The 14,483-nt window shown below is 35.1% G+C and carries 11 protein-coding genes; 8 read left to right on the top strand and 3 right to left on the bottom strand.

The annotated features are described in order from the left end of the window. Positions 1-829 precede the first annotated feature (829 nt). The 8 genes from LC418_RS09915 to LC418_RS09880 all read left to right on the top strand — a co-directional run bounded on the left by LC418_RS09915 (position 830) and on the right by LC418_RS09880 (position 7,615). Positions 830-1,654: a hypothetical protein gene (locus LC418_RS09915; RefSeq protein WP_223558964.1), complete on the top strand. Its 825-nt coding sequence runs from the start codon at positions 830-832 to the stop codon at positions 1,652-1,654. Positions 1,655-1,665: 11 nt separating this feature from the next. Beyond that, entirely contained in the window at positions 1,666-2,526 is an 861-nt protein-coding gene (locus LC418_RS09910) for a hypothetical protein (protein WP_223558963.1), read from the top strand. Between the two features lie 18 nt (positions 2,527-2,544). Further along, the gene (locus tag LC418_RS09905) at positions 2,545-3,312 is read left to right on the top strand and encodes a hypothetical protein (protein WP_223558962.1); all 768 of its coding nucleotides are present in this window, start codon (positions 2,545-2,547) and stop codon (positions 3,310-3,312) included. A 35-nt stretch (positions 3,313-3,347) separates the two neighbouring features. Next, complete coding sequence (locus LC418_RS09900) at positions 3,348-3,683, top strand: helix-turn-helix domain-containing protein (RefSeq protein WP_223558961.1); 336 nt, start codon at positions 3,348-3,350, stop codon at positions 3,681-3,683. Positions 3,684-4,648: 965 nt separating this feature from the next. After that, positions 4,649-5,482 carry a helix-turn-helix domain-containing protein gene (locus LC418_RS09895; RefSeq protein ID WP_223558960.1) on the top strand — a complete coding sequence of 278 codons (834 nt, stop codon included), beginning with the start codon at positions 4,649-4,651 and terminating at the stop codon, positions 5,480-5,482. Between the two features lie 74 nt (positions 5,483-5,556). Next, positions 5,557-7,011 (top strand): serine hydrolase, encoded by a 1,455-nt coding sequence (locus LC418_RS09890; protein WP_223558959.1) that lies wholly within the window; start codon positions 5,557-5,559, stop codon positions 7,009-7,011. Positions 7,012-7,261: 250 nt separating this feature from the next. Then, positions 7,262-7,420, top strand: a complete 159-nt coding sequence (locus LC418_RS21100) for a universal stress protein (protein WP_223558958.1) — start codon at positions 7,262-7,264, stop codon at positions 7,418-7,420. 45 nt (positions 7,421-7,465) lie between these two features. Beyond that, a complete protein-coding gene (locus tag LC418_RS09880; protein WP_223558957.1) occupies positions 7,466-7,615 on the top strand; it encodes a hypothetical protein in 150 nt (49 codons plus the stop codon). 444 nt (positions 7,616-8,059) lie between these two features. On the opposite strand, the gene LC418_RS09875 is transcribed toward LC418_RS09880, so the two are convergent. The 3 genes from LC418_RS09875 to LC418_RS09865 form a co-directional block, all read right to left on the bottom strand. Next, complete coding sequence (locus tag LC418_RS09875) at positions 8,060-8,590, bottom strand: hypothetical protein (protein ID WP_223558956.1); 531 nt, start codon at positions 8,588-8,590, stop codon at positions 8,060-8,062. A 76-nt stretch (positions 8,591-8,666) separates the two neighbouring features. Next, entirely contained in the window at positions 8,667-12,908 is a 4,242-nt protein-coding gene (locus LC418_RS09870; protein WP_223558955.1) for a DUF8202 domain-containing protein, read from the bottom strand. Positions 12,909-13,195: 287 nt separating this feature from the next. Then, positions 13,196-14,188 (bottom strand): hypothetical protein, encoded by a 993-nt coding sequence (locus tag LC418_RS09865; protein WP_223558954.1) that lies wholly within the window; start codon positions 14,186-14,188, stop codon positions 13,196-13,198. Positions 14,189-14,483 lie beyond the last annotated feature (295 nt).

Genomic DNA, 14,483 nt, shown 5'->3' with positions numbered 1-14,483 from the left:
GTGAGGCTCATTAGCTTGTCGATATACCTATCTGAGCTCAATATATTGTCATCACTGCAAATCTGTGATCTTGACTGCAAAATTACAAGAAACCTCCTGTCCTAAACGAAAAACAACACCATCGATTATCATCGATTATCATCACATATCCTATTTTCAAACTATTTTTAAAAGTTTCAGAACCTTTTAAAGTAAAGACTATTCAGTCACTTTTATTTTTAAGTTAACCATATATTTTAACGCAAAGCAAAAGTTCTGTTAAGACCAACCTTGTTTTCTTCAATTGTATTATATCATCCTGAACAATAAATTATTGGATCACAATTTTCAATGATTTTTAAATGAATCTCTTATTAACATACAAATCAAAAGGATAGTTATAATTTATGTATCTTAAATTTTAAACCTTCCCAAATATTTTCATTTAATAATCCGCATTATTAATTAAAATAACCCATTCTGATGATTTTCGACGACCATCAACGACTTATAACAACCCTATTATATAGACAGCTAGATACATTTAAGATAATTTTGTACAAGAATCAAATGATTAATGAAATAATTGCTAAAGCGTACTTATTAATACTGAAAGTTTAAAGGCTTTTTTATAAATCACCATTTAGCAGGTTTCGATTCTATTAACACAAATGTTAGTATATTTTGAAGGAAGGATATTTTCCCTCATATCCTTTCCTTCTAAATAATAACAACAAAGAATGTGATACAATGTCTCTCTTTGAAGGTGTTATGTTATATGTAAAGAATAGTCATCGTTTATAAAGCAATAGACTAATAAAATATATAATAACAATGTAAAAATTACACGATGAAAAAAACACATTACATTTTATTTTGCCTGCTGGCAATAGAAGGATATGGCCAGGTAGCTGTATCCAACGATCCCACAGATCATGAACCGCACCCCAATGCTATACTTGATGTAAAATCCACAGTTCCTGCCAAGGCCGTCCTGATACCTTCTGTATCCCAAATAAGCAATGCAGCAAACCCTTCAGGAGACAGTACATTTAAAGGAGCATTACTATACAGTAAGAATAATGCTTCTGTTTATGAACACGATGGAACACAATGGAAAAGTACCTATGATTATATCGTTGAAACCAAACCGCAATATCTTGCCCATTTTTCCAGACCTTCCAACGTTACTTTGTCATGTACCATTCCCTTTCTTGGAACAAATTGTACAGTACCTAACATAGCAATTCCTATTAGCAATTCGGGAGGTTCCAATTTTCAGGGTACTAATATCAACCTGTCACTTACCTCTAATATTATTACGGTAAATGAGGTAGCATTATATAGAATCACCTACAGATCCTATGCAGTATTAGGATCCTCCGCTCCTGTTGAAGTACGTTTAAAGCTTCAAAAAGCAAATGCAGCTACCCCAACTGTCTTTACAGATATTGATTCTCAATCATTTACTTCTGACAATGCCCGCCTAGGATATAATCCGGTTTTTAACGGGTCAATTGTTATCCTGCTCAATACGGGTGATAAAATTTCCCTGTCGGGCTATATGCAGTACTCTCCTACTGTTCCTGTTCCTGGGCTTTCAGCATCAGCAACCTTTCAGAACAACGGAACGAACGGTACCGGAGAACTCATTTTTGAAAAAGTAATCCTTTAATTATACAAATAATGAAAATACAAATATTGACCTTCCTTTTTTCCGTACTGCTTAGTATTTCAGCTTCTTCACAGGTTCTGATTTCCAAAACAGGAGGCAGTCCACACGTCAATGCACTACTTGATATAAAAGATCCTGTAAAAGGACTCATACTAACTAAGACTAATGGTATAGCAACTTTTCCATTATATAATACCTCAACAGAAGACCTTTTTGATGATCTCCCTTCTCTGGAAGGAGCTCTTCTATACAATAAAGAAGATAAACAGTATTACAAATATGATGGAACTGTATGGATCCCTGCATTACAACTGGGTGGATTTTACAATCCCTTTGAAACCCGTACAAAAGCAAGTGGAGCTCAAAACTGGACATGCGTTTCGATCCTAGGTATTAACACCTGTGCATTATCCCAATTGTTTGGAAGCAATAACAGGCAAACTATCCCTGTTTCAAATGCAACCAGCAGACCACAGCTACTTGTGAATAATTTAAATGCCCTGGTTGGAACTGATTATATTGTTATTCCTGCTGCAGGACTGTACCACGTTTCAGGTGTAGTAGGTTTTGCTGGAACAAGTTTACTGGGGTTTGGACAGGATGTATCGTATTGGGTAAATCTGGACGTAAGCTATGATAACGGAGCAAGCTGGTCTACCCTCGCCTTCAAGGAAACAAACCAAAGTGGAGGGATATTTCTGGACCTCGGACAATCAGGAAATAAAAGCGCCAGTGTATCTTCTACCATTACACTTCCTGCCAACAGCAGAATCAGATTGGCTGCGGCTGTATCGACAAGCTCTCTTATTTCTACTTACTCCAACTCTACCAATCATACTGATACATTTATTAATGTACAAAGAATAAAATAACTTTTACAAAGAAAAACGATGAAAAATTATATATTATTGTTCTTTATTCTGGGCGGTGCTTTTACAAACGCACAGGTAATAATAGGCGGAAGTACTTTACAAACTCCCTATACTCAATTAGAACTGCAGAATACAACAGGCCAGAAAGTACTCATTCAGCCTACAGCAAATGACAATACGACCCTGCCTAAGTATAATCCGGCACAAATTGATAGTTATGATGATGATCCTACTATGGATGCCATGCTTATGTACGATAAAAATGCATCTGTTTCCAAAGTATATGATGGCTCAACATGGAAACAGGCATTCATTCCACAAGGAAAAGCCACCACTTGGACCCGTGCAAGAATAGAGCCGTCCACTGCAGTATGCCTAAGTTTCTTCTGTACTTCAGGAAATCTTCCTTTATCGATCCCAAATAACAGCAATCAGTTTTCTGATTATCTGTCTGTCTTCAGGCCATCAGATACTTTCCGTATACGTCAGAAAGGGTTGTATAGAATCAACTTCAATATGCTTTTCAATGGAGGAAACATAGGTTTTGCAGGAGTAAAAGTAAATATAGCGATTGCTGTCAATGGAGTACAAAAAGCGTATATGTCAGCAAATGCTGCTTTTATCAGTTCAAATAGCTTTTCAGCTTCCGCAGACACCGTTTTGTTTCTTGATGTGAACAATGATGTCAATTTCAGGGTTAATATTAATACACCCGGATTATCCATTGCTGCCTTTACATTCGGAGGAACACCGGAAAGTACTGTCAGCCTAGAAAGAATATTGTAAAAAAAATATTCCTCGAATGTACTAATGATTAAATAATGAATAATCCAAATTACAAGAAAATTTATACAGATATTATTAAATATAAATATCCTTTGAAAGCAAAAACCTGTGAGTCCATTCTAAAAAAAGAAAGTTTAACAGGAATGGATGTTATTACTCTTAACAATCTTATTTTTGGATCACAAAGCAGTCACGAAACTAATCAATTTAACCAAAGACATCGTTTTTACGATAAACAATCAATACAACAAATATTAGATTATCAGAACAAGCATCAATTAAATAATACTCAAGTTGCTCAAAAATATAAACTCAGTAGAAATACTGTTGCCAAATGGAAAAAGCTAGACTTAGCTCAAGAAACTGAATAATTTTTTTTCATAGCGTACTTTACGCAATTTGTGTTTTTCACAGCCTTCTTATATTATGAGGGCTGTTTTCTTAAAATGTGTATTGTCTCTTTTATTCACACACAAAGTAGTCCTCCTGATCATTTAAGTAATCTTAATTATAATGTGAATACCAGTGGAAAGTTCTTTTTGACTTCATTCTTAGTGGTCAATTTAATCAGGAATTAAGTGGTCAATATCACTGGAATTTGCAGTATGGCAAAAGAAGAGCCCACCAAATAATATTATTATCTAGTTATGAGTAAAAAAGGATTTCCATAATACTTTAATTTAATATTAGGAATTGCTTTTGGGAATATTAGTTTTTTTATACAAATATTTAGAATTTAACATTCTAAGTATAATTAGAATAAAAACCATTATCTCCAATTGATAAAATCCAAACCTTAGACAGGCCATATCAAATAAACAGAGTCTGCGGATTTCTGGGGTTTGGATTATTCGATATATTTACAATTTCTTAAGCTCCTAAAATATGGTAAAACTATCAAATTGAGATTTCTATTTTTCTACAATGTCTCATTATCTCCATCTTCTAAAGTAACCAATATATTTTCATCATCTAATTGATCCTGAACTTTTTCCAGAAGCTTCGAGTTTACTTTTGGAGATACAAAAATATGATGATGAGGAGAAATTGATCCAAAATTAAGCCTGACCTAATTATGTATTAAAAGATGAAAATTGAAAATTTATTAGTTTTAACATTACTTCTTTTTATAAATTTGTAATTCTTGACCTTGATAAATACTTTGGTGCTAATATACTTGAATGTATCATAGTTAGAACGGATTAAAATCAAGAATTATACTTAATAAATGTTACTTAGTATTTCGTAAATTAAAAGTTCATTTTGTTATAGTTGGTACACACAAATATATAGTTACCCAAACAGTTAGTTGGGCCCTAACGTTCAATGACAGCCTATGAAAATAAAAGTTTATTCCCCTTCCAATCCTTTACTTAAAAAATATATAGAGTGTATTTATATACTCACACATACCTCTGAAGAAAAACCCGCCAAATACATCACCTTCCCATCTATTTTCACCATTGTTTCAAGCAGTGAAAGATCAAAATCGATCAATAAAGAAAATCAATTGATCATCGGTCAATGCGATGACAATGAGGTGGCGACCAATTTGGTATCTGATTTCAATAAGCCAGTGTATGTCCAGTACGAAGGGAAAATAAACGAAATTACGATCTATTTTAAACCGTTGGCTATTAATTCATTTTTGGAGCACGAATTAAACCATTACAACAGTTCAAGCTTTTCTGAATTTTCACCTTTTAAAGATTATAGAAAAGCTATGATCGAAATTCTTTCTTTGCAAAATGATACCGAAAAAATTGAAGCTGTTGAAAGGTATTGGTTATCAAAATTAGGTGGGTTTCAGCATCATTTCCTTGAAACTGTTTTGTCTGAAATGATGTGTGAAGAAAATGATGCTTTAACCATTACAGAACTATGCAAAAAAAATGCTATTTCGCGTACAACATTGAACAAACACTTTGACCGACATATCTGCAAAACACCATCTCAATTCAAAAAGATATTAAGATTTAGAAATGCGGTTAACAAATACTCATCAAATAAGGCAAGAAATAACTTAACGGATATTGCATATGGTGTTGATTACTTTGACCAGTCTCATATGATAAAAGAATTCAAATCAGTTACAGGGTTCTCTCCCAAAGTTTTTTTTAATAAAACGACTGCGCTGGAAAAAAAACAAATTCATTGGCTGTTTTTATAGATAGGTTTACAATTGTACAATTTTTCCTTTTCTGCTTAAAGTAGTTTTGTCGTTTAATCATAAATGAAACCCCTATGACCATCCGTCAAATTAATTTTATTACAGTTGTCTTTTTGATAGCTCTTTTGCAACCTATTGTGGCCCAATCACAAAATTCGAAAAATATTGTTGCTCCGATAAGGTCTCACTTAAAAAATCTTGAAAAAGAAAATAACTTAAGCGGGGTCGTTCTCATTGCAAAAGACGGCACGCCAATCTATAGAGAAGCCTTTGGTTTTGCCAATTTGCAGGACCGTGTTAAAAATAAACCGAACACGAAGTTCAATTTAGCTTCTATCAACAAGATGTTCACCGCAATAGCTATTATGCAATTGGTGGAATCCGGGAAAATTTCGCTTCAAGATAAAGTGGGCCAACATCTTTTAGATTATCCTAATAAAACTGTTGCGGACTCTGTGACAATCTACCAACTATTAACGCACACTTCAGGAATGAACAGTTTTTGGGAGGAATACGATAAGCTTGCAAAAGAAAAATTCAAAACAGTTTCTGATTACCTTCCATTGTTTGTTGATAAAAAACTAGCCTTTGATCCGGGTAGTGACTTCTTGTACAGCAACTCCGGATATATGGTTTTAGGATTAATTATTGAAAAGGTGTCGGGTCAAAATTATTTTGATTTCGTAAAAGAACATCTATATCAACCTGCAAAAATGATTAATACTGATGCTTACGAATTGGATAATGTGATTCCAAATTTAGCGACTGGTTATACAATGTCATTGGAAGAACCGGGACAATGGAAAAATAATATTTTATCGAATTTAGCAAAAGGAACTCCTGCTGGCGGAGGCTATTCCACAGCTGACGATTTGTTGAATTTCGCCAATGCTCTACAAAACAATATTTTACTTAGCAAAGAGAGTCTAACTCTTTGTACATCAGGCAAAGTTAAGTATAGAGAAGGAATGTACGGCTACGGGTTTGAAGAAAACACAATCAACGGACACCGCATCTTTGGACACACCGGTGGACACGATGGTATTGCTTGTGAAATAATGATTTATCCGGATTTGGGCTATACTGTTGTTATCCTAACCAATGGAGAAGTCGAAAATTATTGGGAAGTGAGTAATTTGATTAAAAAACAATTAGTGGGTTCAGCACCATCAATTGACAATTTCTTTTATACTAAAGATATAATTAAGACCGTATGCAATAAAGGTTACGAAGCTGGAATTAAGGAAATAGAACAAAATTCAAAGAAATATTCATTAAGAGAAAAGCTTATTGAAAGATATGGTTACAGGTTATTGTTCGAAAAAAAGACCAATCAGGCAATAGATTTATTTAAGTTAAATACTCACCTTTTCCCAAACTCAACCTATGGCTATTATCATATAAGTGAGGCATATAGGGTTTCAGGTCAAAAAAAACAAGCGATTGAATATCTAAAGTTATACCTTGAAAAAGAGCCAGAAGACAATGATGCTAAATTAAAATATAAACTGCTAATGAAATTTCTATAAGTGAAATTTTTTTCTTTATAATTTGTAAAGATAAACATTGCTTTATAATGTAGACATTGAATTTTTTGCGAACTAACAAAATTAAAGTGTGAAATGTATTTTATTGTATATGAAACGATTTCTCCGACACTTTACATTTTAACACTACAATTCCACAATTCAACCGCCTATTTTCCCGTGTGACTTAGATTCTTCAACTACTAAGCATAGTTCATCTTTATTTTTGCGAGGATTTTAAATTCTAGTAGTTATGAAAAAAATAATGATATGTATAGATTTTTCTCCCGAAGCAAAAAATGCAATGCATTATGGGGCTGCTTTAGCTAAAGAAAAAGGCTCAGATGTTTTGCTGTTCTCATTACAAAATACACGTACAAAATGCACAGTTGTCCGGCGAATATTTTTATGATCAGATACTCATCAAAAAAGACAACTGCTTGTTGAAGCTACTGCATTGGCCGGAGAATATCAGATTAATGTAGAATATCATTTAGCTTCAGGAAGCTTTTTTGAAGAAGCTCAAAAATCTATCACAGATAACGAGATCGATTTAGTGGTAATGGGTATGGGCGTAAAAAGCTTTGACCAAAGTTTATTGGGGTAATACCACTACAAAGGCAATTCATCGTTTTAAACCAATTCTAGTAATCCCCCCTGATATAGAATATGTAATCATTAAAAAAACTCTTTTTGCATATGATGCTCATAACGATCTGAACTGGCCGGTTTTGAATACCTTATTAATCAGTCACACTCTTTATTAAAATTGATCCTTCATTATCAGCTTTAAAGTTTGTCCATCATTTACAAATATTCTCTTTCATTATAGCCCAACTTAGTGACCAAGGTTCCTAAGGTACGTTAAGCTGATTCACAATAAAAGGTACTAAACTTAAGGTTTATTGCTAAAAGAAAATATTATTGTTCTAAGAAAAAATTAAGTTTGTACATCAATTTTTTACATAAAAAAACACAATAAACAATAAGTTTATTGTGTTTAAAGATGTGTTAAATAAGATAGAGAATCTCTTTCAAAACCATTATAGAATTAAGGTTTCCAGAAGGTCCAGACCTTTCCGTTATAAACAGCTAATTGTTTTTTAACCGTATCATACACCAGCATGCCAGCACTTGGCTCGATAATATTTAAGTGTGGACTTACTACTTTGGGTAAAACCATCGCCTTATTATCATCCGCAAGAACTAATATTCCTTTTATTGTATTTGTAGCACCTGCTATTGTTGTACTGATAGAAACTTTAGCTCCCGGCTGCTCTGCCCTATCACTTGCCTGAATGCTGAGATCTGCGGTTCCTGTTGTATCCACACTCAAATCAAACCATGTGTTTGTGTCTTTTAAATATTTCACTTTATTGTCCGAAGTATCAAAAAGAACAGTTCCGTTTTCTGTAATTCCTGTTTTATCTGTGACATACGGCAGCAAAAGACCTTTGTTTTCTGTGTCTCCAAACTGTAGAGATACTGATCCATTGCTTACGCTTTCCCGACTTATTCCTATTTGTGCGGACATTAGATTAGCCATCAAAAAGCCGCCTATTATTACTGTATTTTTAATCATTTCTATTAATGTTTTAATGAATACTGAGAACATGAATGAATGGATGATTCAATATTCATGTTCTCAAAAATTGTTATTACTCCGGACAGGTCTGTGTACTGATGCAGAACCATCCAAATGTACTTCCATTGTCCTGTGAAGTATACATTTTTAAACATTTATTTGTTGTATCATACACCAGCATTCCCTCAACAAAATCTGCAGGCGGAATGCTAACAGGGTTTCCTGAAGCATTAAAAGACATTCTGTTGACAACAAAACCTTTTGTTCTGGCTTCCAGTACCAGCCATGCTCCTTTACGTACTGCCGGCCAGTTATCAGCATTCTGAATTCCAGCTCTTGTTAATGAAGTGATTCCTACTTTACTGACCAATGCAGGATTTTCTGTTGTAGAAATTGCTCCCGGTTTGTAGCAAACCGTATTTTCAAGTGTGGCGAATGTGATGTAACGTTTTGAGTTTTCTGTGTTAAAATTATGATCAAAAACCCATTTACCTGATATTTTTGTGCCCTGAACCAATATTCTGTTAACTGTAAAATTAGCATCATCAGCTATAACCATATACGTTGAGTTAGGGTTATAAAACTGGCTTTCGTAGGTTGACAGATCAGCCTGGAAGTATACATCATCGGTGGTTCCGGTTCTTTGCAAAAGCCATTTTCTCTGAATAATTTTCGCATTGCCATTTCCAAAATTAATAGACTGCATTGGAACAGCTGAAATATTATTATCTCCCGCAATCAAAAATTCCTGATCATCAGAAATAGTTGGTCTGGATACCGCAAGGTTTTCCGAAATAAAATCATTATTAGTGGCCATTGTAAGGATAGTTCCAGCATTTACACTATTGGATACTTTTTGATGCAAGGCCGAAATATCATCACGTCCGATCCCGAAAATATTGTTGTTAAATATTGTATTTAATGTACCATCCCAAACAATCGCTTCTGTTGATGATAAGTAAGGGTTGATAGCTACACGTCCTAAAGTAATACCATATTTAATGGCCATATATGAATCTACCCTTCTTCTTTCTGTTTCTGTAAGATTGCCACCTGTACCATAAATAATAGTTTCACCAATATTTCCTAAAAAACTGTCATTATCACTTCCATTCCCCGAAAATATTGTAGAACCAAAAGCATGCCCCCCATTTAAATACCCCATTGCATGATGCGTACCGATGGCACCATTCATATTACCATTAAGCCCCTTAGATACTGAAGTATCATTATATCTATGATACATAATACTTGGAATAGTGGTTGAAAAGCTAATACCTCCGGTGTTGTTAATATATCTTCCTGCGTAATTAACATCCACTCTTTCAATTTCATCATTTGTATTAGCAAATCTTTTATTAATACCAATTCCATCCCAATATCCTATATTTCCTGATTGATTGGCATTATTTACCAGTGAGCTGAAAATTCTACAGTTATTACCGTTTCCAGGAAGAAGTCCTTCTTTTGTGAAAGTAAAAATATCATAGTTTAATTCTGATACTGTACGGACGTTAACATTGCCTAGAGACTGTTTAGCATTTGTAAAATTAATTCCCGGATTAAAATTAAAATAATTAGCAGCTCCAACTACATATTTTGGAAGCGGATTTGTCCCTAACTGAGTAGAAACTACTCCTGAAGCATAATCTTTCCAAGAAGTAACATCTGTATTATTTCCCGTATTTACAGCGTCTATATCCGCTCTATACCAATAGTTTAGCCCCTTAACAACTCCACCTGGAGCATGACCAAAAGCGCCAAAAGTAAAAAATTGCCCATTTGATAAAGTAACATCTGCATAGTTATAAACAACACCATTAACAGTAATAGTGTTTGCACTCATATCTGTGGATGGATCGGTTGCATCAAAAGTTTCGTCATCACTCTGCAGCAGTTTTAAATTTTGCAGACCTTTTGGCCATGCAATTCGTACTGTTCCTGTAGAATTAGTATTTTGTACTTTCCAGATCGATTCAAAACGATAATTAATATTGGCTATTCCACTGATTGCAACTGAAAGATTTTGTCGTAATCCGTTGTCTCCCCAAATTAAATATTGGTCATTTGCAAGAGAAACTGAGTTCAACAAATTCGTATTTGCTAATCCAGTCGTTCCGATAATTAACTTTTGACCTAGATTAACACTGATGGATTGTTTTTGATCTAGAGCTGAAGCAATATCATGGGCAATCCCTGCAATATTATTATTGTAAGCACTATTAATAGTACCATTCCAAACAATATTACTTTTTGAAGCAAGATAATGTTCTGCAGCTGTACGCTCTAAAGTAATCCCGTATTTAATTGCTAGATAAGAATCTACTCTTCTTCGTTCTGCTGCTGTAATACTTCCTGATCCGTAAATAATTGTTTCCCCAATATTTCCAATAAATCCCCAATCATCACCATTAGGTGGATTGACACCACCGTTAGCTCCGAAAATATGTCCACCAGTTACTGATCCAATAGCACCATGAGTGGCAGTTAATGCATTGCTTGTTCCATTCATACCTTTGCTTAGAGAGGTATCTGTAAAGTTATAATACATAATGCTCGGAATATTAGGGTCAAACGCTAAAGCTCCTGGATTAGCCAAATAAGACAACCCACCTGCATTATTCCGTCTTGCAATACGGCCATCATAGTATAATCCCGGTGAATCCCAGTTTGCTCCATCCAGAATAGTATTGTTTCGACCTATATTTAAATATCTGCTCGTTCCTTCGCCTGTCATTCCTTCTTTGGTAAGGGTGAAGATATCATAGTTAAGACTACTCAATGTTTGAACGGAAATATTCCCTATCATCTGCTGAATTGCTGTAAAGTTTACACCGGGATTAAAGTTGAAATAATTAGTAGCCCCAACTTTATATTTAGGCAAAGGGGCTGTAGATATTCTTGAAGATGAAATACCCGAAGTTTGATCCGTCCACGATGTAACATCCGTACCATCTCCTGAATTTATCGCTTCTTTATCTGCCCTGTACCAGTAACTTAAACCATTAACAACTCCACCAGGGGCTTGAGCATATCCTGCAAGTGTAAAATAGTCTCCACTACTGAAAGTAATCGTTGCTGTATTATAAACTACTCCGTTAATCGTCACCTCTGAAGTCATTGGAACAAAATCATCAGATGTATCGAAAGTTTCATTTGTAGAACGAACTAAATTTAAATTTATAATTCCTTTAGGCCATGCTACAATTACGCTACCTGTGTTGCCTGTATTCTGAACCTTCCATACAGAAGCAAATCTATAGTTGACTTCTCCTCCTGCTGCACCGGGATAAGGTAATGAAACAGATAAAGATTGTTTTAATCCGTTGTCTCCTGCTACAAGAAACTGACCGTTCGTAAGACTGTTCGTATTAGCTGAGTTCATATTAAATAATGAACTTCCGGTTCCGATAATTAATTTCTGATTATCATTAACGCTTTTTGATTGTTTTTGATATAAAGCGCCTGCATCATCACGGCCAATTCCAAAGACATTGTTGTGATATGTACTATTCGCCATACCATTCCAGACATTGACACTTGTTGATGAGAGATAATCAAATGTACCGGAATCAACCCCGCCTGTACGAAGCGTAAGACCGTATTTAATTCCCAAATAACTGCTGATTCTTTGATTTTCGTTGCCCGATTTTGGATTTGTATAAACAATAATCTCAGGAACCAGGCCTCTCCATGGCTGATTAACAGAGTTAACAAAATCATTACCTACAACAAAATTTCCTGCTGCAGAACTTTGATTTCCTCCTGTCCGGGCAGCAAATCCGTTAAGCTCAATACGGGCTGTACCTGCCGTTGCATGCTGCCAATGCCCTGACATCAGATAAGGTTTGGACATAGTGATGGCAGGATTATCAGCACTTCCGTATAAACTGGTATACATCATGAAAGTAGCATTTGGATAGGCTCCAAAATGCGGATTATCTCCGTTTGCCCCAATTCCTATCAATGTATTGGCTCCCGAATTCGTTTCAAGAGAGGCCACTGAATACAGTGATAAGCTGTTATTGACTCCACGGTTTGCCACCTGGTTATTACCCATTGCTTTATTGTCGAAATTGACAGCCGGGTTAAAATTAAATTTATCCGTGGTATTTACTAAAACAGGCTGTAAGCCTGCTGTACCTTGGGTAAGATGATAACCATTACCCGATTTATCTGACCATAATGAGGGCGTAAAGCCATCATCTGCCTTTACCCATAACCCTAAATCTGTACCTACTCCGCCCGGAGATTGTCCGTATGCTGAGAAAGAGCCAATAACTAAGACTATAAGAAATAGTTTAATTTTTTTCATTATTTAATTTAGATGTCTATTATTGATTTTACTGAATATTTTATGCCTGAAAATTTGAAGTTGTACAAAAGCTTACTGCAAAACTCCCCAACCCTCTGATATGATTCTTTATTTCTCTTCATAAGAGTGCTGGGACGAGTTTTCCAGCTTTTATATAGGACATTTATTATTTGCTTATCTAAACCTTTTGGAGTGACAAAATATTTATGTAACCTTCTGCGTTAAATGAATCTTACAAACTAAAAATATTTACTTCTTCGGTTTGGAAAATTTCTATTTCCCTATAACTACAGGTTCAATTTATCTAATGCGTATGCCATTATATTATGAAGATATTTTTCCTGGTCAGTATCTATATAGGTACTTGAAATGCTGGGATGTCTAAATACCCCTTCATCCCAGAAAAAGATTACTCTTCCGCCGGCTCCCGTAAGCCAAATACCGGCCTGGGTTGATGCTGTTCCCCCTTCTTTGGCCAAAATTTCAGAACCTGGAGCCAGTTGAGAATTTGACACTCTTCCTGCCGTTTGCGCCCCGGTAATAGGTGAATTTCCGGATACACTACCAAACACGCCATCGGAACCAGTAGTTCCTGCAACTGAATAAGAAACTCCGGTTCCGGATATCACATTTCCTGTTCCTCCAAAACCTTGGAGTGCCGTGGTATTTCTGTTAGCATCAAGCACAACAATAACTACTCCTCCGAGATCTGTAAAGTCTTTTATTTTTGCAATTGTAGATGCGCTTAAATCTACACCTACCTGGAGACCAATACAAAATACATCCACAATGCTTTTCAGCTGGGCTCCGGAGTAATTATCCAGCTGAGCTGTCTCAAACTGTAAAAAGTCGATCCCCTCTACTTTATTATAAATCCCGTGCGTTCCATAATTAAGCTTACTTTGAAGCTGAGAATTAAATGTTGGGAATCCTGTACCCCCAAGTGCATAGAGATTTCCATCCCATAATCCGGCCCAATATCCTATTGTAACTCTTTTGGATGTAGAAGGTGTTGTATTCGGAAGCCCATCCACGTATCCTAAAACGCCATTGGCATCTGCAACTACTATTCTGGAAGCATTGAAGGTCTGATCTTTATTATCCGATTTTGTACCGTCGGGTTTTGTAAAGATGGCATTAACAGCTCCATTTTTAGGAAGCTCTCTCACTCGTTCAGTGCCATTAACGTCAAGTACTTCAGTGGGAACGCTAGTTTTAATCCCAACTTGACCCGAAACGGTTATGGATAATAAAACCACAATTAAATTAATTTTTTTCATTTTTTATATTAAAGGTTAATGATTCAGGAGAGTTATGTATTTATAAATGTGTTTTAAAAACATCAAATTATAATTCAATTCTTTCCTCATAAGAGAGCTGGGAAAAATCCCAGCATTCCTATTATATAAAGACATTTGTGTAATAAGTATTTCTTAGAAACTCATCAATAGGGTACATTGAGTTTCTAATGGCTCTGCAATATTAAATACAAATTTTAAAGGAGGCTAAAAAAAAGCATTTCAGATATACTTTACTACCTACTTACATCTACTCAAAGCGTATATTGTACTATTA

Origin of the sequence: Chryseobacterium lathyri, assembly GCF_019970085.1 — a bacterium.
In the GTDB taxonomy this organism is placed as follows: Bacteria; Bacteroidota; Bacteroidia; order Flavobacteriales; family Weeksellaceae; genus Chryseobacterium; species Chryseobacterium lathyri.
The sequence above is the reverse complement of the archived record's forward strand: the minus strand, read 5'-3'. Positions and strand labels throughout refer to the sequence as shown.